This window comes from Nonomuraea sp. NPDC050328 (assembly GCF_044459405.1).
Classification (GTDB): Bacteria; Actinomycetota; Actinomycetes; order Streptosporangiales; family Streptosporangiaceae; genus Nonomuraea.
The window spans coordinates 117551-135471 of sequence record NZ_JBITIW010000009.1 but is presented as its reverse complement, the minus strand read 5'-3'; the positions used below and the strand labels follow the sequence as shown (position 1 = coordinate 135471).

19 protein-coding genes, 2 tRNA genes and 1 pseudogene are annotated in these 17921 nt (G+C 68.5%); 15 read left to right on the top strand and 7 right to left on the bottom strand.

Translation table 11 applies throughout. The annotated features are described in order from the left end of the window. Nucleotides 1-208 precede the first annotated feature (208 nt). Nucleotides 209-2482: a transglycosylase domain-containing protein gene (locus ACIBG7_RS30345; RefSeq protein WP_357919493.1), complete on the top strand. Its 2274-nt coding sequence runs from the start codon at nucleotides 209-211 to the stop codon at nucleotides 2480-2482. A 232-nt stretch (nucleotides 2483-2714) separates the two neighbouring features. Here ACIBG7_RS30345 and ACIBG7_RS30340 read toward each other — a convergent pair whose 3' ends face one another. Next, nucleotides 2715-3170, bottom strand: a complete 456-nt coding sequence (locus ACIBG7_RS30340) for a GatB/YqeY domain-containing protein (protein ID WP_357919490.1) — start codon at nucleotides 3168-3170, stop codon at nucleotides 2715-2717. A gap of 59 nt (nucleotides 3171-3229) precedes the next feature. On the opposite strand from ACIBG7_RS30340, the gene ACIBG7_RS30335 reads away from it, so the two are divergent. The 3 genes from ACIBG7_RS30335 to ACIBG7_RS30325 all read left to right on the top strand — a co-directional run bounded on the left by ACIBG7_RS30335 (nucleotide 3230) and on the right by ACIBG7_RS30325 (nucleotide 6505). Next, nucleotides 3230-4105, top strand: a complete 876-nt coding sequence (locus ACIBG7_RS30335; RefSeq protein ID WP_357920377.1) for a metallophosphoesterase — start codon at nucleotides 3230-3232, stop codon at nucleotides 4103-4105. Nucleotides 4106-4166: 61 nt separating this feature from the next. Continuing rightward, nucleotides 4167-4240: transfer RNA gene (locus ACIBG7_RS30330), tRNA-Pro, on the top strand. 465 nt (nucleotides 4241-4705) lie between these two features. Beyond that, a complete protein-coding gene (locus ACIBG7_RS30325) occupies nucleotides 4706-6505 on the top strand; it encodes a WD40 repeat domain-containing protein (RefSeq protein WP_397338432.1) in 1800 nt (599 codons plus the stop codon). 30 nt (nucleotides 6506-6535) lie between these two features. On the opposite strand, the pseudogene ACIBG7_RS30320 reads toward ACIBG7_RS30325, so the two are convergent. Beyond that, nucleotides 6536-6817 (bottom strand): annotated as a pseudogene (locus tag ACIBG7_RS30320) (tyrosine-type recombinase/integrase); the annotation flags it as partial. A gap of 152 nt (nucleotides 6818-6969) precedes the next feature. On the opposite strand from ACIBG7_RS30320, the gene ACIBG7_RS30315 reads away from it, so the two are divergent. Continuing rightward, a complete protein-coding gene (locus ACIBG7_RS30315) occupies nucleotides 6970-7227 on the top strand; it encodes a GNAT family N-acetyltransferase (protein WP_397338592.1) in 258 nt (85 codons plus the stop codon). A 262-nt stretch (nucleotides 7228-7489) separates the two neighbouring features. On the opposite strand, the gene ACIBG7_RS30310 is transcribed toward ACIBG7_RS30315, so the two are convergent. After that, nucleotides 7490-8116, bottom strand: a complete 627-nt coding sequence (locus tag ACIBG7_RS30310) for a hypothetical protein (RefSeq protein ID WP_397338431.1) — start codon at nucleotides 8114-8116, stop codon at nucleotides 7490-7492. A gap of 126 nt (nucleotides 8117-8242) precedes the next feature. Between ACIBG7_RS30310 and ACIBG7_RS30305 the strand changes: the two genes are divergently transcribed. Together ACIBG7_RS30305 and ACIBG7_RS30300 are read left to right on the top strand one after the other, a co-directional pair. Continuing rightward, a tRNA-Met gene (locus tag ACIBG7_RS30305) sits at nucleotides 8243-8315 on the top strand. A gap of 130 nt (nucleotides 8316-8445) precedes the next feature. Continuing rightward, nucleotides 8446-9426, top strand: a complete 981-nt coding sequence (locus ACIBG7_RS30300) for a hypothetical protein (RefSeq protein ID WP_397338429.1) — start codon at nucleotides 8446-8448, stop codon at nucleotides 9424-9426. A gap of 8 nt (nucleotides 9427-9434) precedes the next feature. On the opposite strand, the gene ACIBG7_RS30295 is transcribed toward ACIBG7_RS30300, so the two are convergent. After that, nucleotides 9435-10100, bottom strand: coding sequence for an SDR family NAD(P)-dependent oxidoreductase (locus ACIBG7_RS30295; protein ID WP_397338428.1), 666 nt, complete (start codon nucleotides 10098-10100; stop codon nucleotides 9435-9437). Nucleotides 10101-10182: 82 nt separating this feature from the next. Here ACIBG7_RS30295 and ACIBG7_RS30290 point away from each other — a divergent pair, with 82 nt between their 5' ends. After that, the gene (locus tag ACIBG7_RS30290) at nucleotides 10183-10545 is read left to right on the top strand and encodes a MerR family transcriptional regulator (protein WP_397338427.1); all 363 of its coding nucleotides are present in this window, start codon (nucleotides 10183-10185) and stop codon (nucleotides 10543-10545) included. Nucleotides 10546-10550: 5 nt separating this feature from the next. Here ACIBG7_RS30290 and ACIBG7_RS30285 read toward each other — a convergent pair whose 3' ends face one another. Beyond that, nucleotides 10551-11015 (bottom strand): lamin tail domain-containing protein, encoded by a 465-nt coding sequence (locus tag ACIBG7_RS30285; RefSeq protein ID WP_397338426.1) that lies wholly within the window; start codon nucleotides 11013-11015, stop codon nucleotides 10551-10553. Nucleotides 11016-11068: 53 nt separating this feature from the next. Then, nucleotides 11069-11443, bottom strand: a complete 375-nt coding sequence (locus tag ACIBG7_RS30280) for a PH domain-containing protein (protein WP_397338425.1) — start codon at nucleotides 11441-11443, stop codon at nucleotides 11069-11071. 246 nt (nucleotides 11444-11689) lie between these two features. Between ACIBG7_RS30280 and ACIBG7_RS30275 the strand changes: the two genes are divergently transcribed. Then, complete coding sequence (locus ACIBG7_RS30275) at nucleotides 11690-12151, top strand: GNAT family N-acetyltransferase (protein ID WP_397338424.1); 462 nt, start codon at nucleotides 11690-11692, stop codon at nucleotides 12149-12151. A gap of 27 nt (nucleotides 12152-12178) precedes the next feature. Here the strand turns inward: ACIBG7_RS30275 and ACIBG7_RS30270 are convergent, their stop codons facing one another. Beyond that, on the bottom strand, nucleotides 12179-12478 hold the full coding sequence (locus ACIBG7_RS30270) for a hypothetical protein (RefSeq protein ID WP_397338423.1): 300 nt from the start codon (nucleotides 12476-12478) through the stop codon (nucleotides 12179-12181). Nucleotides 12479-12607: 129 nt separating this feature from the next. Between ACIBG7_RS30270 and ACIBG7_RS30265 the strand changes: the two genes are divergently transcribed. From ACIBG7_RS30265 to ACIBG7_RS30240, 6 genes are all read left to right on the top strand, one after another. Continuing rightward, entirely contained in the window at nucleotides 12608-13612 is a 1005-nt protein-coding gene (locus tag ACIBG7_RS30265; protein WP_397338422.1) for an HNH endonuclease, read from the top strand. 28 nt (nucleotides 13613-13640) lie between these two features. Further along, the gene (locus ACIBG7_RS30260) at nucleotides 13641-14069 is read left to right on the top strand and encodes a hypothetical protein (protein ID WP_357919463.1); all 429 of its coding nucleotides are present in this window, start codon (nucleotides 13641-13643) and stop codon (nucleotides 14067-14069) included. Nucleotides 14070-14108: 39 nt separating this feature from the next. After that, entirely contained in the window at nucleotides 14109-15137 is a 1029-nt protein-coding gene (locus tag ACIBG7_RS30255; protein WP_397338421.1) for an alpha/beta fold hydrolase, read from the top strand. Nucleotides 15138-15222: 85 nt separating this feature from the next. Beyond that, entirely contained in the window at nucleotides 15223-16350 is a 1128-nt protein-coding gene (locus tag ACIBG7_RS30250) for an LLM class flavin-dependent oxidoreductase (protein ID WP_397338419.1), read from the top strand. Nucleotides 16351-16586: 236 nt separating this feature from the next. Then, nucleotides 16587-17060 (top strand): hypothetical protein, encoded by a 474-nt coding sequence (locus ACIBG7_RS30245; RefSeq protein WP_397338418.1) that lies wholly within the window; start codon nucleotides 16587-16589, stop codon nucleotides 17058-17060. 80 nt (nucleotides 17061-17140) lie between these two features. Beyond that, nucleotides 17141-17815: a YqjF family protein gene (locus ACIBG7_RS30240; protein WP_397338417.1), complete on the top strand. Its 675-nt coding sequence runs from the start codon at nucleotides 17141-17143 to the stop codon at nucleotides 17813-17815. The last annotated feature ends 106 nt before the right edge of the window (nucleotides 17816-17921 follow it).

Here is a 17921-nt window from a genome sequence, read left to right as displayed (position 1 = left end):
AGTTGGGGCCGACGGGCGCGGGCGCCGAGCCTCCGTATTCAGTTGCCGCAGAGGAGAACGTACGCAACGAGCCGTTCGGGCCGACAGACCCCAGCGGACCAATTTTTCGACGGAGTGTTGACCGGGAATGACTAGTCACCCCCACCAGTCAAGGCGAAATGGGGTTCAGTTACCGATAAGGACACCCTTTCGACGTAACCTAGGTTCCGTGCAAGCTCAGGGCAAAGATCGTGCGAACCCCGTCGTCAGCGTCGCGCGGCTGCTTCTCGCCGGCGGCATCGCCGGCGTGCTCGCCGCCGCGGTCGCCCTGCCCGCCGTCGGCGGCGCCGGGCTCACGGTCAAAACCGGCACCGAGGCGCTCAACCTCAAGCCGGAGAACCTCGACGAGCCGCCGCTCAAGATGCTGGCCGTACTGAACGATGTGAACGGCAAGCAGATCGGTCAGTTCTACGACGAGTACCGCATTCCGGTACGGCTCGACCAGATCGCCCCGGTCATGCAGGACGCGATCATCGCGATCGAGGACTACCGCTTCTACGAGCACGGCCCGATCGACATCGAGGGCACCGCCCGAGCCCTGCTCAAGAACATCGGCGGCGGCGGCGTCGTGCAGGGTGGTTCGTCGATCACCCAGCAGTACGTCAAGCAGGTGCTGGTCAACAAGGCCACCACCGACGCCGAGCACCAGGCCGCCATCGCGCCGACGCTCTCCCGCAAGCTCAACGAGCTGCGCTACGCCATGGCGATCGAGGAGAAGTACACCAAGGACCAGATCCTGGAGAAGTACCTCAACATCGCCTACTTCGGCGCGGGCGCGCACGGCATCGAGGCCGCCGCCAAGCGCTTCTTCGGCACCACCGCGGCCAAGCTCACCCTCGTGCAGGCGGCCACACTGGCCGCCGCCGTGCAGAAGCCGGTCTCCACCGACCCGACCCTCGGCAACGACGCCAAGGCCCGCCTGCTGGAGCGGCGCAACCTCGTGCTCGACACGATGGTCCTGCGCGCGAAGTCCCTGAAGGCGGCGGTCACCCAGCCCCAGGCGGACGAGGCCAAGAAGCTCCCGCTGGGCTACAAGAACACCCGCATCCCGGGCGGCTGCGAGGAGAGCAAGTACCCGTACTTCTGCTTCTACGTCAAGAACGAGATCGTCGACAACGAGGACTTCGGCAAGACGGAGAAGGAGCGCCTCGACTTCCTGAACGCCGGCGGCATCACCATCCACAGCACGCTCGACCCGGCGATGCAGAAGGCGTCGGAGAAGGCCATCCGCCGGTACGTCTCGACCAAGGACAAGCCGGTCGCCTCCCAGGCGATGATCGTCCCGGGAACCGGCGAGATCCGCGCCATGGCCGCCTCCCGCCGCTTCGGCCGCAGCGCGAAGAAGAACGAGATCAGCTACAACGTCGTCGCCGACAAGAAGCACGGCGGCGGCCGCGGCTTCCAGCAGGGCTCCACCGCCAAGGCCTACACCCTGGCCGCGGCCCTGGAAGCCGGCATGAAGATGGGCGACGGCAACAACACCGGACGCACCTACACGGTCGACCCGTACCCGAACAACAAGCTCAAGACCTGCGCCGGCAAGCCCACCGGCGCGGGCGAGCCGCACCAGGTCTTCAACTCCAGCGAGGGCGGCGGCGGCTTCAAGACCCTCGAAACGGGCACCTGGGGCTCGGTCAACACCTTCTTCATGAAGCTCGAGGAGCAGGTCGGGCTCTGCGAGACCGTCGAGATGGCCAAGAAGCTCGGCGTCAAGCGCGCCGACGGCGCCAAGCTCGACGAGGTGCCGACCTTCACCCTCGGCGTCAACGAGATGGACCCGGTCACCGTGGCCAACTCCTACGCCGTCTTCGCCGCCCGCGGCCGCTACTGCCGGCCCAAGGCCATCGCCTCGATCACCGACCGCGACGGCAAGGTCAAGAAGTTCGGCAACAAGTGCAAGGACGTCCTCGACGAGGAGGTCGCCGACGCGGTGAACGCGGTGCTGTCCGGGGTGTTCACCAAGGGCACCATGTCCCAGGTCGGCGGCATCGGCCGCGACGCAGCCGGCAAGACCGGCACCACCGACGCCTACACCGCCGCCTGGTTCGCCGGGTACACCCCCGACCTCGCCTCCGCGATCAGCGTCGGCGACCCCCGGGGCGCCTTCCAGCACGACCTCATCGGGGTGACCATCGGCGGGCAGCACTACCCGTACGTGTACGGCTCCTCGATCGCCGGGCCGATCTGGCGGGACTCCATGGCGGCGGCGCTCAAGAACACCGACAAGACGTCGTTCTTCCCGGTCAACACCGAGCGGTTCGGCGGGTGCAGCGACTTCTGTGCGCCGAAGAAGCCCAAGAAGGACAGGAACGACCGTGGCGACGGGGACGGCGGTGACGGCGGTCCCGGGGGCGACGACGGGGACGGGCCTTGGGGGGACATCTTCGAGGACCCGGACGGTGACGGCGGCGGCGACGCCGGCCCCATCACCCCGGGCCGCTAGCCGGTTCTCCCGGTAGCCCTCGGCTGCCGGGAGCCCCTGACCTCTCGGGGCTCCGGCCCGTTGGGGCCCCGGCCCGTTGGGGCCCCGGCCCGTTGGGGCCCCGAGCCTCTCGGGGCCCTTGGCCTCTTGGGGGCCACCCGGCCTCCAGGTTGGCCGCTCCAGGCCCCCGCCCTGTCGCCGGGGCGGAGGCCGCGTCCTCCGGTGACCGGCGCGCTTGGCTGTGCGCCTGTGGTCAGCCGGCCAGGCGGGTGCGGACGGCCTGGGCCACCCGGCCCCCCTCGGCCCGTCCGGCCACCTTCGGGTTGACCACCTTCATGACCTGCCCCATGGCCTGCGGCCCTGCGGCCCCCGACTCCGCGATCGCCTCGTCCACGAGCCGGTACAGCTCCTCGTCCGAGAGCTGCGCCGGCAGGTACTCCTCCAGCACCGCCTGCTCGTCGAGCTCCGCCTGCGCCTGCTCGGTCCGCCCGGCGTTGGAGAACGCCTCAGCGGCCTCCCGCCGCTTCTTCGCCTCCTTGGTCAGCACCTTGAGGATCTCGTCGTCCGACAGCTCCCTGGCCGTCTTCCCGGCGACCTCCTCCACGTTCACCGCCGCCAGGGCCATCCGGATCGTCCGGAGACGGACTTCGTCCCGGTTCTTCATCGAAGCCGACAGGTCGGCCTTCAGCTTGTCCTTCAATGCGCTCATGCGCTCCATCTTGCCGTCTCCACTTCGGGCATGATGAACAGGTGAGGAAAGCTGTGGCTGTGCCCCTGTCCCTGCTCGGTCTCGGCGTGGCCGGACTGGGCTACGCGTCCGTCATCGAGCGCAACGCCTTCCGGCTGCGCCGGTTCGACGTCCCGGTGCTCGAGCCGCGCCAGCGCCCGGTGCGCATCCTGCACATCTCGGACCTCCACCTGACGCCTCGCCGTACCATGTTGATCAACTGGGTCCGGTCCCTCGGCGCCCTGGAGCCCGACCTCGTCGTCAACACCGGCGACTCCCTCGCCCACCCCGACGCCGTCCCGTCGCTCCTGTACGCCCTGGAGCCCCTCCTGACGCGTCCTGGGCTCTTCGTGTACGGATCCAACGATCTGTACGCTCCCAAGCCCAAGAACCCGTTGCGCTACCTCTGGCGTACTTCGCGCACCGACAAGCGCCAGCACGTCCCCAGCCTTCCCTGGCGCGAGCTCGGCGCCGGCATGTCCGCCGAGGGCTGGCTCGACATGAACAACACCACCGCCCGTCTCAAGGTCGGTGACCTCGACGTCGCCGTCGCCGGCATCCACGACTCGCACATCGACCGTGACCGCTACGACCTCGTCGCCGGCCCGGCCCCCGCCGACGCCGACCTCCGCCTGGGCGTCATGCACTCCCCCGAGCCCCGCAACATGACCCGTTTCGCCGACGACGGCTACCAATTGCTCCTCGCCGGCCACACCCACGGCGGCCAGCTCTGCATCCCCTTCTACGGCGCCCTTGTCACCAACTGTGGCATCGACCGTGCTCGCGTCAAGGGCCTGAGCAGGCACGACTCCGCCTTCCTCCACGTCTCCGCCGGCCTTGGCACCTCCCCCTACGCCCCGGCCCGCTTCGCCTGCTTCCCCGAGGCCTCCCTCCTCACCCTCGTCCCCCGCCGCTGACGGTCACAAGCACCTGGGAAGTCCGCTAGACTTTTCCAAGCACGCCGCAAGCGGAGTGCACCGGGGTGTAGCGCAGCTTGGCAGCGCGCTTCGTTCGGGACGAAGAGGCCGGAGGTTCAAATCCTCTCACCCCGACTGGGTTTTCCCAGTCAAGGGCACTTTCGAGAAATCGAAGGTGCCCTTTTTGGTTGCCTGAGTGACTAACTGCGTGACCAGGACCGTCAGGCCAGGGCTGAGATGGTAGGGGACGCGCCTCTTGGACGAAGAGGCGGCAGGTTCAAAGCAGTCACGGCACCACAGGCGAGGGCTCTCCCCACCGTTGATCCACCAGCCGTGCCACCGGAAGAATGGCCCGCTAGATAGCGATGTGACCGGCATGCTGTCTTGGGGAGGGTTCAGGTGGCATCGATGAGGGCGCTCACGGCTGCGCTCATATTGGTTGCGACCGCCTGCAGCGCTGATCTTCAAGGTGCATCTAGGCCGTCGCCCTCGCCCACGATCGCGGAGATCACCGAGTATCCGGCACCAGCGCCTGGTCGTCAGCTTGGGCCTGCAATGTACGGCCACAGCGACCGGTTCGTATTCCCGGCGATTGGCACTGTGAACGACAAGCCGGTGATCGTCACTGGCGGAAGTGACGGCCTGCTGCGCATCTGGGACTTCGCCACGCACAAGCTGATCGGGGAACCAATCCGCACAGGCCAGGGTCGAGTGAACCACGTCGAGTTGCACCACTGGGACGGCAAGGACATCGCGGTCGTGAGCGGTGGCACGTTGCGCGCGTGGGATCTCGGCGCGCGCCGCCCGTTGACCCCGCCCATGACGACCAAGACGCTCGACACCAACCTGCTGGCCGTCGGCATGCTGGACGGCGCGCGTGTCGCACTCACCGAAGGTGAATACTCCGACATCCAACTCTGGAATCTGGCGTCCGGCCAGGCCGTAGGCGCCCCATTGGAGGGGCAAGGGGCCGAACCTTGGGACGGGGCAATCGGCAACGTAGGCGGACGCACCGTAGCCATCACCGGGGACGACGACGGGGGTCTCCACTCCTGGGACCTCGGAACTGGCAAAGCCCTGGCCTCCGGCAAGGTTGCATCGATCGAATACATCTCCAGCATCGGCATCCAGGACGGCGTCGCCGTGATCACCGGTTCGGACGGCGACTTCAACGGCCGGATGGAACGCTGGGACCTAACCACCGGCGTCGTCACCGAGGTGCAGCACGAGGGCAAGTTCGCGCCCATCGAATTGCGCGAACTTGGCGGGCGAACTGTCACGATCTTGGGCGGAAACAGCACTCTACGAGTCACCGACCTGGCCACCGGCGAAATCATCGGCCACGGCTGGGACAGCGACGACCTTCTGGACCACGTCATGGCCGTAGGCATGAACGGCACGACACCGATCCTGGTGATCAGCGATGACGACGCGACAGTGACGGTCTGGAACCTGCACACAGGCAAGCAACTCGGGAAGCCGATCTTTGGCGGCGGCGGGAGTGTAGCTTCCCTGGCGGTAGCCAGGGTTCAGGGCAAGACCATCGTTGTAACCGCTGGCCACGACGACACGATCAACATGTGGGACTTAGCCACCCACAAGCCATTCCGGACGCCGATCTCCTGCGCGTGCGTCGAGGACGCGCCCGTGGCTACGGCCACGCGCAATGGAAAGTCGGTCATCGTCTACGCCGACATCGACGGCCTTACAGTCCGCGACACGGCGACAGGCAAGCGAGTGGCCATATCCGAGACCATCGCCCTGCCTCCTGGCGGAGGTGCTCAACTCGCCACGGAGCGATCCCTCGTCGCCGCCCCGATCGAGGGCGACCAGACCATGCTCTGGGACCTCTCGGGGGATGGTTTTCCCCGCCCGATCAACGGCGCGAGCGGAGCGAAGACCGTCGCAATCGGGAGCCCGCCCGGCGGCCAGGTCATCGCGACCGCCACCGGCAAGCACGTACGACTGTGGAACGCGGCCAGCGGCCAACCGATCGGCAATCCGATCACCATCGACGGCGAGGCCGAATCCCTGGCGATCGGTCATGTCGACGGCAGGACCATCATCTTCTCCCGGCGTAGGTACGCCCCTGACTGGGGCAGCATCCGGCTATGGGACGCCACGACAGGCATGCTGTACGGCAAGGCCCTGCGAATCCGCTCCACGGCCATGATCGTCACAAGGGTGGGGTCCCGTACAGTGCTGGCGACCGGGCACGACGATGGAACGGTGATCGTGTGGGATCCGCGGACGATGGAACCGCTCCTGCCACCTTTTTCCGGTCATCACGGTGCCGTCACCGGGCTCGCCATAACCATGCTCAAAGGTAAGCCAATCGCTGTCTCCGGCGGCAGCGACGGCAGCGTCCGGGTCTGGGATCTCACGGACCTGTCCCACTGACCCATTCTGGAAGACATCCCAGAAGTGGGTTCAGCGATTGATCTCTCTCCCCCTCCCTCCGAAGATTCGGTCCATCACCACGGCCCCGCCTTGGAGCACAGGACGGATCTGCTTGCGGTAGACCGCTTCGGCCGCGGCGGCGCTGCTGTGGCCGACCAGGCGGGAGATTGCCTCCAGCGGGGTCCCGCTGTCCGAGAGCAGTGAGACGAAGCTGTGGCGGAGTTCCCTGGGCGTCCACTCAGCCGGGTTGACGCCCTTCGCATCCTTGATGGGGTTTCGGAAGTCGCGCCGGACGTGGGACGGGTCGAGAGGCGTCCCGGCTTGCTGGCGAAGACCAGGCCGTGTTCTTGCCGGTGCTCACCCGTTTCGGATGGCAACCGGATATCCCGTCCCTGTGACGCAGACCGTCACGGGCTACGCGGAACGTCAGCGCACTCCTACGAGGACGTCCGTCTGGAGTCGATATCTACATCGGCGAGAAGGACTGCTGGGGCAAGGGCTACGGCACGGAGGCAACGCGTCTGATCTGCCGTCATGGCTTCGACAAGATGCGGCTCCACAGGATCAGCCTGTGGGCGGCCGACGGGAATGCCGCCGCGATCCAGGTCTACGAGCAGCTCGGCTTCGTCGAGGAAGGCCGCACCCGGACACATTCCGGCGCCACGGAAAGTGGGCACGACATGATCCTCATGAGCCTCCCAGAGGGCGAACTCAAGGACTGAGCGAGGACACCTTCCCGCATCGGAAGGCGCCCCCCAGCGTGAGGTCTGCGCAGGTCGGACGACCCCCGAGTGTTTCAGGACGGCAGCGGACTCCAGATGCAGGTCAGGGCCAGCGCCACAAGATTAGAATGTGTATTCGATTCCTTCGGGACGAAGGGCCGGAGGTTCAAATCCTCTCACCCGACCAGGTTCCACCTGGTGAAGGGCCAGATTCTCTGGATTGAGAGTCTGGCCCTTGTTCATTTTCCGGCCTTCTGCTGGTTCACGCTGACGCTCGGATTCGCCTGCGCCGGACGACGGAGTTCCGTCTCCACACCAGCGGGCGGATCTCCGCCGGTCCGCCTGGCAGATGACCCGTGGCCAGCACCTCGCGGCGCGACACCTTGGCCACGGATACGCGCTGCCGGTAGTCGGTGAACGTCTGCACCTCGCCGTCGGAGCGACACGGCCCCCAGCGAGGTCCGTCCAGTTCGGTGTAGGACATGCCGTCATGCACGTAGTCGCCCATCGTGGCCACGTACACGGCCCAGCAGCGGAGCAGGGAGGCGGATGCCCGGAAGGTGAGGAGGCCGCCGACGGGCTCCACCGCTGCGTGCCGTACGTCAGGGGCAGGGCGCCAGGTCCGCCACCGCGAGCCGTCCGCGCGTCCGGTCCGCCACTCGTGCACGGCCTGGTCGAGGCCCCAGGTGTGCCACCGCACGGTCCCTTCGGACCTCGGTCGAGGTACGGCAAGCCGTCTGGCCGCCGCAGCCGTGAGACGGGTGAGGTCGGCGGGGATGAGCGCGATGGGGCGCCCGGGTTCGGCGTCGAAAGGGTTGGGGTCGACGAAGCGGCGGTCGAGAAGGACCAGGCTGCCGTGGTGACGCTGGAAGGACAGACCCCAGAGCATGCGTTGGATGGCCGAGGTGGCAGCCCTATGAAAGCGGGCTGAACGCTCCCCCATCAAAGCGTTTATGGCGGCCGGGAAAGGTGTTGCGGGTGATCCAGTCGTTCGCGCATGCTCGGTGCAGCACCGGGCGGGTGAGGACGCTGGTGTGTCCGGCGGTTTCATAAGCCGCTTGAGGCGGGTTCGATTCCCGCACCCGCTACAAGCGCTTTAGGCCAAAATACTCCCTCATGTTGTCGCGGGTTTTATCTGCCAAGTGGCTGTTGGCCCTTCTTGGGGCCGTTCTGGTTGGGCTGGGGGCGTGGGTTGTGCTCCACGGGCGGCCTGCTCCGGTGGAGGACGGCCGATACGTCGTGATGGGGTCCGCGTTTCCGGTGGTCGTGGATCTGGTCACGGGCAAGACGGTGGGTGGGGTTCCTACGCCGGATGGGGCGTTCGTGGCGTACACGACGGTGGCGCGGGGGGCGGAGGCCGGCACGTATCTGGCGGCCACGGAGGTGCGGCAAAGGGCACAGGAGGGGCGGGCCGGGCCGCGCGGGGCACGGGCGAGGATCTATCGGCTGGAGATGGATGACAAGGGGCGCCTGGAGGTTGCGGGTGCGGTGTCGGAGCAGGTTGAGGGGGTGATTCGCAGCATCGCGGTATCGCCGGCGGGTGAGATCGCTTATGCGCGGACGATGGTGGATGAGGATGACCGGTTCTTCTCGTTCGCCGGGGTTGTCGGGAGGGGCGAGGAGTGGCCGGTGGAGGATCCGTATCGGCTGTTCTGGGCGGACGAGACGACGCTGGTGTTTCCCTCGCGAGCGGAACCGCCGTGGACGTTGGGGACGAAGGATGACGGGGAGAAGTTCATCGCGGGTGGTGGGTTTCTGCCGACGTTGGATGTCGCCACGGGGGTGCGGGGGAAGGTGGCGGTTCCTCCTGATCTGACGTCCTACGGGATGGTACGGCTGGCCGGTGGGCGGGCGGTCTGGGCGACGGAGGAGGAGCAGGGCGCCGAGAGGGTGGTGTCGCTGGTGCTCTACGACGGGCCTACGGCGATCGGGACGATCTATCGCGCCACGGTGGGGAAGGTCGTCGTGATGCGGCTGGATGCGGGCGGGGAGCGGTTGTTGGTGGGGCATGAGGTGACGAAGGCGACCGGGGACGGGATGTCCGACGTGCAGGTCGATCAGCAGCTTGTGCGGCTTGATCTTCGGCCGGTTCTGCGGCTGCCGGTTCCTGAGCGGGGTGAGCGGCGGGGGCTTGAGGTGCCGCAACAGCGGGTCTGGCAGGGAGATGGGGAGCTGGGTATGGAGGAGATTGCCTGGTGAGCCCGCCCTCAGGCTCGTCCGGGCTTCGATGAGGGGCCGGCGTGCAGGGACTCGTGGGTCCAGTGGGCTCGGGGTTGGGTGTGCAGGTGCCAGTAGTGTTCGGCGATGTCGTCCGGGTCGAAGTCGGTGCCGGGGGCGACCGGGCCGGCGACGGTGACGCTCGCCACATGCACCCCGGCCGCGCCGTACTCCTGGTCGAGCAGGGTGACCAGCGTCCGGACGGCGGCTTTGCCCAGGGAAAGGCTGACGTACTGGGGTTTGGGCTCGGGCATGCCGCCGGTGATGAGGAACGTTCCACCCCCACGGGCGGCCATCGCGGGGGCGATGTGGGCGGCGGCGTTGAGGGCGCCGATGACGTTCACGGCCCAGGCGTCCATGTGGCCGGCGACGGAGAGTTCGCCCGGGGCGTCGGCCTGGATGATCGCGGCGTTGTAGACGACGACGTCCGGCGTGCCGTACTGGCGGGTGGCCTCGTCGAGGGCGGCGATCAGGGCGGTTTGGTCGGTGCTGTCGGCCTGCAAGGTGGTGATCGGTACACCGCTGGAGGCGAGGGCCGGGTCGGGTGTGCGCAGGGTTCGGGCGATCAGGGTGATCGGCAGACCTTCCCGGGCGAATCGGCGGGCGACAGCCTGCCCGATGCCCGGACCTGCACCGATGATCACAGCGCCTGACATGGTCATACCCCTTATTTCTGGATCGGTGATACTCGTGACGGTAAGGGGTCACATCGATGTGAAGGTCAAGGGGAGGACCGGCATGCGGATCGGCGACCTGGCCCACGCGACCGGAGTGAACCGGCGGCTGCTGCGCTACTACGAGGAGCAGGGGCTGCTCGGGCCGGTCCGGCTCAGTAACGGCTACCGCGAGTACGGCGAAGCGGACATCGCGACCGTGCGGCACATCCGGGCCCTGCTCGCCGCGGGGGTTTCCACGGCGGTCATCGCCAGGGTGCTGCACTGCCTGCGCAAGGAGGACGTCCTGCCGGCTCCGGCCAGATGCCCGGCCTTCATCGAGGATCTACGCCGCGAACGCGCCCAGATCGCCGAGCGGATCAGCGAGCTGCAGACCTCGCAGCGGGCGCTGGACTCGATCCTCGATGCGGCCGTGAGGGGAAGTTAGCCCGGTCAGCAGATCTTGAAGGCGGCGCGAGAGTTGTACGAGCAGGAGTCGCGCAGTTTGCCGGTGGTGTCGCGCAGGTAGGCGGTGTCGCTCCTTTGGTTCCAGATGTAGGAGAAGGTGCCTTCGCCGCCCCGGCCCCAGTACAGGGTGGTTGCGGTGTCCTTGCCCTTGCCGGTGCGGAGGCTCACGGTCCGGCCGGGCTTGAGGGTGAAGGTGTCGAAGGTGTAGACGTGCTCGTCGTCCTTGGTCCTGTCGTGGAGCGTCCAGCCGGTGAGGTCGATCTTCGCCTTGCTGACGTTCTTGAGCTGCACGTACTCGCCGTTCAGGCTGGCCTGGCTGCCGGAGTCCGGGGAGCCTGGGGAGTTGTAGTAGATCTTGGTGATGCGGAGGGGCTCGGCGACCGCGGCCTGGGCGGGATGGGCGACGAGGGTCAGCAGGGCGGCCGTGGTCAGCAGGGCGCGAATAGCCATAGAACGCTCCAATTCGGGGTGGAGCGATCTTAGACATTCGGGGCAGTCCCGAGCTACAGCACGAAGCTCGCGATCATGTGGCCGAGCTGGAGGATGTCGGAGCTGCCCTTGAACTCGAAGCGGACCCGGCCCAGGCCGCTGTACCAGAGCTCCAGCTCGGCATCGAGGTCGAACGATCCCGCGGTCTCGATCGACCAGGCTTGGATCTTGGAGTACGGGAGCGAGCTGAAGTCGCGTTTCTTACCGGTGAGACCTTGGACGTTGACCGCGATGATGCGCTTGTCGGTGAAGACGACGAAGTCCCGGACCGCCTTGAAGGCGGCGACGATCTGCTCGCCGTACAGCATGAGCGGGGCCACGGCGGGGCCGACTTCGTCCGGGCTGCAGGGGTTGAGCTTGAACACGGAGCCGTTGGCGAAATCAATCACCCGGACCAGGCTACCCAGGGGTCGAGGGCCTTGCGGGGGCTTCGGTAATCGCGTTGTCGGCGGGGCGGGGCGGCGGGCAGAGTGTCGGCATGATCCGTCATCGTCGCGCCCTCGCCCTGACCGTCCGCTCTGCTGAGGATCACGATGACCTACACCGTTCGTGGCTATACGTCCGCTGATGAGACCGGCTGGCTTCGCTGCCGGGCCCTCTCCTTTCTGTCCACCGCTTACTACGACGACGTCCGTATGGCAAAGCCAGAAATTTCCGGATTTGAGCTGGTCGCCGTCGACCCCACGGGCCACGTCGCAGCCCTCCTGGACGTCGAGCTCGACCACGACCAGGCGACCATCGACACCATCGCCGTCCACCCCGACCACCAGCGCCGCGGCCTGGCCACCCGCCTGCTCACCGAGGCCCGGACCCGCCTGGCGGCCCACGGGATCACCACCCTGGACGCTTGGACCAGGGACGACCCGCCGGCCCTGACCTGGTATCGCAGCCGCGGCTTCACCGAGGACAGCCACTACCTGCACGTCTACGCCAACTACTACACCGACCCGGCCGAACCTATCCGAGCGATAGCCACACCTCGGCCGCCCCTGCGCCCCATCACGGCCTTCCTCCACGCGCCCCTCACCGAGGAGCCCGCCCTGCGGGAGCAGTTCGCCCGCGTGCACGTCTGCCGCCGCTTCAGCCTGACGGTGTGAGCACGGCACACTTGGAGGAGGGCCCCGTCAGCGCAGGTAGAGCCGGTCGGTGAAGCCGCCTCGCTCTTCGCGCTTGGCCAGCGACACCCGCTCGATGTCGGCCCAGCCATGCCCGTGGACCGCCGCCAGGGCGCGCAGGACCTCGAGGACGTCCGCGATCTCCCCGGCGACCTCCTCAGGCGTCGCCTCGGCCAGCTCGCCGGCCTCCTCGAACAACTTGTCCCGCAATGCCGCGCGGTACTCGGTCTCGCCCAGCACGGTGACGGCCGGGTCGCCGCCGCTGCGGCGGATGATCTCCGGGATCCTGTCGCGAACCAGCTTGCCCATGGCCTGCGCCCCTTCGTCGTCCCAGCGGACCCGTAATCTCCGCGGAGCCTATCGAGTCCGGGCTTCGGGGTGTCGGTGATCGCGACTAGCCTTGTCTAGGCATGTCCGGGTCGAGACAGGCGGCTGCGCATGGCTTCGGAGTTCTTCCGCGAGGAACCGACCGCGCGGGCGTCCTGGCGGATGGCGGTGCTGATGGGCGCCAACTCCCGGACCTACAAGTTCGCCCTCGGCGACGCCCTCCTGGCGGCCGCCGCCTCCGGACGCACCGAGATCCCGCTGGACGAGCTGGCTGTGCCGTACAGCATGAGCCTGGCCACCCACCTCAAGCTCGCCCCGCAGGCGCCCGCCACCGCGGTGGCGGGCGAGTCCGACTTCCTCAGCGTCGCCGAGCGCGAGGCCGAGGAGTCGGTACGGCAGGGCAGCCCGACCGAGCTGCTGCTCGCGGCGGCGATCCGGTCCATGCCGGCGATGGTGATGCGGAAGTTCCACAACCTGCGCGGCGGCGGGGAGATCCCCCACCACTTCTACGAGGTCACCGGGCCGTCGCGGGCCCGTCTGGTCCGCCTGACGCCGCATCTGCGGGACGTCGCCCAGGCGGAGCAGACGCCCAACCTGCGCGACGAGCTGGCCGCCCGGTGGAGCATCGTGGAGCTGTCGTTCGCCGCGGAGATCGGGCGGAGCCTGGTCGCGGAGGGTTTCGCGGTGGACGCGGCCACCTCGAAGCTCACCGACAAGCGCCGGCGGCGGCCCGTCACCGGGGTCGCCGAGGCCGTCCTCGGGTTCCAGCACGGCCGCTGCCTGATCTGCGCGGAGCCGCTCATCCTCGGCGCGGAGCCGGTGGCTGTGGATCACGTGTTCCCGTGGTCGTTCATGCGCCTGCTCGGCTCCGAGGGGACCGATCTCGACGCCGTCTGGAACCTCGCGCCGGCCCACGCCGTCTGCAACGCCCGCAAGAGCAACCGGCCGCCCACCCCTGACGAGCTGACCCGCCTCGCCCGGCGCAACGAGGCGATCATGCAGTCGCCGCATCCGTTGCGGCAGACGCTGCTCCTGACCCTGAAGCGCTACCGCTACACCGGCAGGCCGGGTGAGTGGGTGTCGTTCATCCGGTTCGTCCGCGACAGTCTGCGATAGCGGTGCCGCGTTGACCTAAGGTTTGGTGGTGAACGTCATCCAGTTCGAGATGGTGCCGCCGCTCAGGATCCTGATCGACGGGAGGGACCTCCGGGAGCATGTCCGGATCGTGGAGCTGCCCTTCGCCACCGCCGAAGGGAAGCCGGACCTCGCCGGGTCGTACAAAGGTCTGTCGGAGCGGGACAAGGTCTGCTGGCCCAGCACGCACTTCCTCGGCCGGCCCCTGCTCCAGTGGTTGGACGACGGTGACACCGTACTGCTGGGGTGCACGTGCGGGGAGTGGGAGTGCTGGCCGCTGACCGCCCAGGTGCAGGTGGGTGAGGAGACGGTCACCTGGTCGGGGTTCCGCAACGGGCATCGGGCCAGTTGGGATCTTGGGGCGCTCGGGCCGTTCACGTTCGACCGCGAGCAGTACGAGAGCGCGCTCCGGCGCACCGCGCGACGGGGCGACATCTGACCTGTGACAGCGGGCGAGCCCGGTGGCATGCTGGTCAGGGTGAAGCAGGCAGTCAGGTTCGCCTCCACGCCACGTGGCCGCGTCGCCTACTCGGTCGTCGGCAGCGGCCCGCCGCTCGTGTATCTCCTGGGCTGGGTGTCGCATCTGGGGCTGGTCTGGGATGTGCCGGCTCACCGCGGGTTCGTCGAGGCGCTGGCCCGGCGGTACACGGTGATCCGGTACGACAAGCTGGGATGTGGGCTGTCGGACCGGGGGCGGGCGGAGTTCACCCTTGAGTCCGAGCTTGAGGTGCTTGGTGCGCTGATCGGGCAGCTTGGGCTCAAGCGCTACAGCCTGTTCGGGTCGTGTGAGGGCGGGCAGGTGGCGGCTGCGCATGCCGTACGCCATCCCGACGCTGTCGCGTCGTTGCTCTTGTACGGCAGTTGCGCGCGGGGCGAGGATCTTGCGCCGGAGCCGGTCAGGCAGTCGATCCTGTCGCTGATCGGCGCGCACTGGGGTATGGGGTCGCGGGTGCTCGCCGACGTCTGGTTGCCTGGCGCTTCGGCTGAACTGACCGACGCGTTCGCGCGGCTGCAGCGGGCTGCGGCGACGGCCGAGACTGCTGCGGCGTTGCTGGACATGTTCTACCGCATCGATGTGCGGTATCTGCTGTCGGAGGTGCAGGCGCCGACGCTGGTCATGCATCGGCGGGGTAGCCGGGCGGTGCCCTTCGAGCTGGGGCGGGAGCTGGCTTCGCTGATTCCCGGGGCGCAGTTCGTGGCGTTGGAGGGGCGGATGCAGCCGATCTACGCCGAAGGTTTCGAGGGAGCGGCCTCGACGATCCTGGCGTTTCTCGGCGATCAGGGTGGGTTGCGGCCGGCTTCTGGTGGGGGCGGGCTCACTGAGCGGGAGGTCCAAGTGGTGGATCTCATCGCTGAGGGGCTGACCAATGCCTCGATCGCCCGGGTGCTGGGGGTGTCCGTGCGGACGGTCGACGCGCATGTGGAGCATGTGCGGGCCAAGCTGGGCGTCCGGTCCCGGGCCCAGATGGCCGTTTGGGCGAGCGAGCAGCGGCTGTCGCGTAGGTAGTTTCCGGGCGGAGGGGTACGGCGGGGCCGTGGCGTAGGTAGAACGGCCGATTCGGCCGGGGTGGGGATGCTCGTAGCTTCGTGGCATGGATGGCGGGCGTGCTCACGGGGGTGACGGGGTGGCGGGTGTACGGCGGGGCGTGGCGACGACGCCGATGGAGGTTCGGCGTGAGGTGATCGTTCGCATGGCTGTGCTGGCGGACGAGCTTGGTTATGAAGTGTTCTCCGTGGCTGAGGGGTGGGGGTTGGATTCGACCGTTCTGCTGGCTGAGATCGCTACCAGGACGCGGCGGATCAAGCTCACCAGTGGGGTGTTGTCGGTGTGGGGGCGTACGCCCGGGACCATCGCCATGGCGGCTGCGACACTGCACCAGATCTCCGGGGGGCGGTTCGTGCTTGGGCTGGGGGCCAGTAGCCGGCGGTTGGTGGAGGGGTGGCATGCCATGCCCTTCGCTCGGCCGGCGGAGCGGTTGGGGCGGGTTGCTTCCGAGGTGCGGGGGCTGCTGGCGGGTGGGCGGGCCCGGCCTGCCGTACGAGAGGCCGCCGTTCACGAGGCTGTAGGAGAGACGGCCGGGTCGGGGGATCGGGTGGCGGCGCGGGGGTTACGGCTGGGGCAGCCGGCGGTTGCGGACCTGCCGATCTGGATCGCCGCCACCGGGGAGCAGACCATTCGGGTGGCCGCCGAGCAGGCTGACGGCTGGTCCTCGATCTACCTGCGCCGGGACCGTTGCCGCGAGCTGGCCGCCGAGATCAGGCACCGCCGAACCGTCGCAGCCCTCCGGACCACCGAGGACACCGGGACCGACGCGGACGCCCAGGCCGCCCCTCGACAGCCGAGGCCGCTCACGGTGGCGGCGGGGCCGTTCACTGTCGTTGACGCGGATGTCGATTCTGCCCGTGTCGTCGCTGCGGCCTGTACGGCGTTCTATCTGGCGGCCATGGGTGAGGTCTATCCACGCCTCGTCTCCTCACAGGGCTTGGAGGCGGAGGTCGACCTCGTCCGAGCCGCCAACTCGGCCGCCAACCGGGGGCTGGGGGTGGTGCCCGACGCGGCGCAGATCCTCCTGGACGAGTTCACTGCCTACGGCACAGCGGCCGACGTGCGGGAACAGCTCAAGCCATGGGACGCCGCCGTGGATGTCACCATGGTCGCCCTGCCACCGGGACTCCCCTGGCCGCAGATCGAGGCGACGTTGCGCGCGGCCGCCCCATGAGCTGGACGAAGGAGAGCCGGCGCGCCACCCGCTGGTGGCTGGCGAGGTGGGACGGGCCCAGCGGGCCCATGCTAACCACGCGCCCCGGCACGGTCACCGTCATCCCTCGTACGGTCACCGCTCCGCCCAGGCGCCCCGGTACGGTCACCGCGCCACCCGCGAGCCCGCGTGAGGTCACCGCGGCGAGTTGTCGGCGGCACGGTCGTCAGTGGCTGATCGAGCTGGGTGGACGCACCGTGGCGGTCGACAACAGTGTCGGCCTCCAACACCTCGCGGTCCTCATCGCCAACCCCGGGCAGGAGATCCACGCCCTCGACCTCACCGCCCTCCAGACCTTGCGCAAGCCGTACGGCGAGGCAGCGGCACCCATGTCGGCCCAGCCTGTGCTGGATCAGCAGGCCGAACGCGCGTACAAGGACCGTCTCCGGGACCTGGTGGCCGAGCTGGACAACCACGATCCGTTGAACGACGCCGAACGGGCGGCGGTACTGCGGCTGGAACATGACTGGCTGGTCGCGGAGCTCGCCGCGGCCACCGGTTTGGCCGGGCGTGCCCGCCGATTCACCGATGACGGCGAACGGGCCAGGATCGCCGTCGGGAAAGCAATCCGCCGGGCACTGTCCCGCATCACCGAAGCGGACCACTTGATCGGCGAGGAGCTGCGCGCCACGGTGGAGACCGGGCAACGATGCTGCTACCGGCCTCGATGACGCCCAACCGCCGACGACCCACAGCCGAGCCGAAAGCCGGCCAACGGCATGGTCTGCGCGAATTCGGGGAGGCCACCAGGGTGGACATCCCGAAGGTCCTGCTCCCGGTGATGTTCCACCGGTGGACCACCATCAGCTTCCTGCACTGGCCCGTGCCCGCCGAGCGCTTCCGGGTGCCGCACGGGCTGGAGGTGGAGACGTTCGACGGGACGGCGTGGCTGGGGGTGACGCCGTTCGTGACGACGATCCGGCCGGGGCTGGCGCGGTTCCCGGAGACGAACGTACGGACCTATGTGCGGGATGCGCAGGGGCGGCGGGGGGTGTGGTTCCTGTCGCTGGAGGCGGGGATGTTGTCGGCCGTGCTCGGGGGGCGGGCGGGGTATTGGTTGCCGTATCGGTGGGCGGAGATGTCGGCTCGGCTGGACGGGGACCGGATGAGTTACCGGTCGCTGCGCCGGTGGCCGGGGCGGCCGGGGGCCAGGTGCGACGCGGACGTGGAGATCGGGTCGGCTCTGGGGGACAAGGACGCGCTGGCTACCTTCCTGACCGAGCGGTATCGGCTGTACACCGAGGTGGCCGGGGTGCTGGCGTGCGCCGACGTGGAGCATCGGCCGTGGCCGCTGCACCAGGCGAGGGTGGTCAGCCTGCGGCAGGATCTGGCGGAGGGGCTGTCCGACGATCCTCCGGTGGTGCACTTCTCGCCGGGGGTGGCGGTCCGGGTGGGCATGTGGCGGCCGATCCGGCGGGCGGCCTAGCGCCGCCAGCGGGCGCCCGGCTCAAGGCGGGGAGCCGGCTCAAGGCGGGGAGCCGGCTCAAGGCGGGGAGCCGTCTCAGGGCGGGAACCGGCTCAAGGCGGGGAGC

Excerpts from the sequence above, each read along its gene's own strand:
- ACIBG7_RS30285 (WP_397338426.1), bottom strand. The coding sequence starts at position 11,015 with ATGGCTATTCGCGCCCTGCTGACCACGGCCGCCCTGCTGACCCTCGTC.
- ACIBG7_RS30265 (WP_397338422.1), top strand. The coding sequence starts at position 12,608 with ATGGCTTCGGAGTTCTTCCGCGAGGAACCGACCGCGCGGGCGTCCTGG.
- ACIBG7_RS30290 (WP_397338427.1), top strand. The coding sequence starts at position 10,183 with ATGCGGATCGGCGACCTGGCCCACGCGACCGGAGTGAACCGGCGGCTG.
- ACIBG7_RS30250 (WP_397338419.1), top strand. The coding sequence starts at position 15,223 with ATGGATGGCGGGCGTGCTCACGGGGGTGACGGGGTGGCGGGTGTACGG.
- ACIBG7_RS30270 (WP_397338423.1), bottom strand. The coding sequence starts at position 12,478 with ATGGGCAAGCTGGTTCGCGACAGGATCCCGGAGATCATCCGCCGCAGC.
- ACIBG7_RS30340 (WP_357919490.1), bottom strand. The coding sequence starts at position 3,170 with ATGAGCGCATTGAAGGACAAGCTGAAGGCCGACCTGTCGGCTTCGATG.
- ACIBG7_RS30275 (WP_397338424.1), top strand. The coding sequence starts at position 11,690 with ATGGCAAAGCCAGAAATTTCCGGATTTGAGCTGGTCGCCGTCGACCCC.
- ACIBG7_RS30295 (WP_397338428.1), bottom strand. The coding sequence starts at position 10,100 with ATGTCAGGCGCTGTGATCATCGGTGCAGGTCCGGGCATCGGGCAGGCT.
- ACIBG7_RS30310 (WP_397338431.1), bottom strand. The coding sequence starts at position 8,116 with ATGCTCTGGGGTCTGTCCTTCCAGCGTCACCACGGCAGCCTGGTCCTT.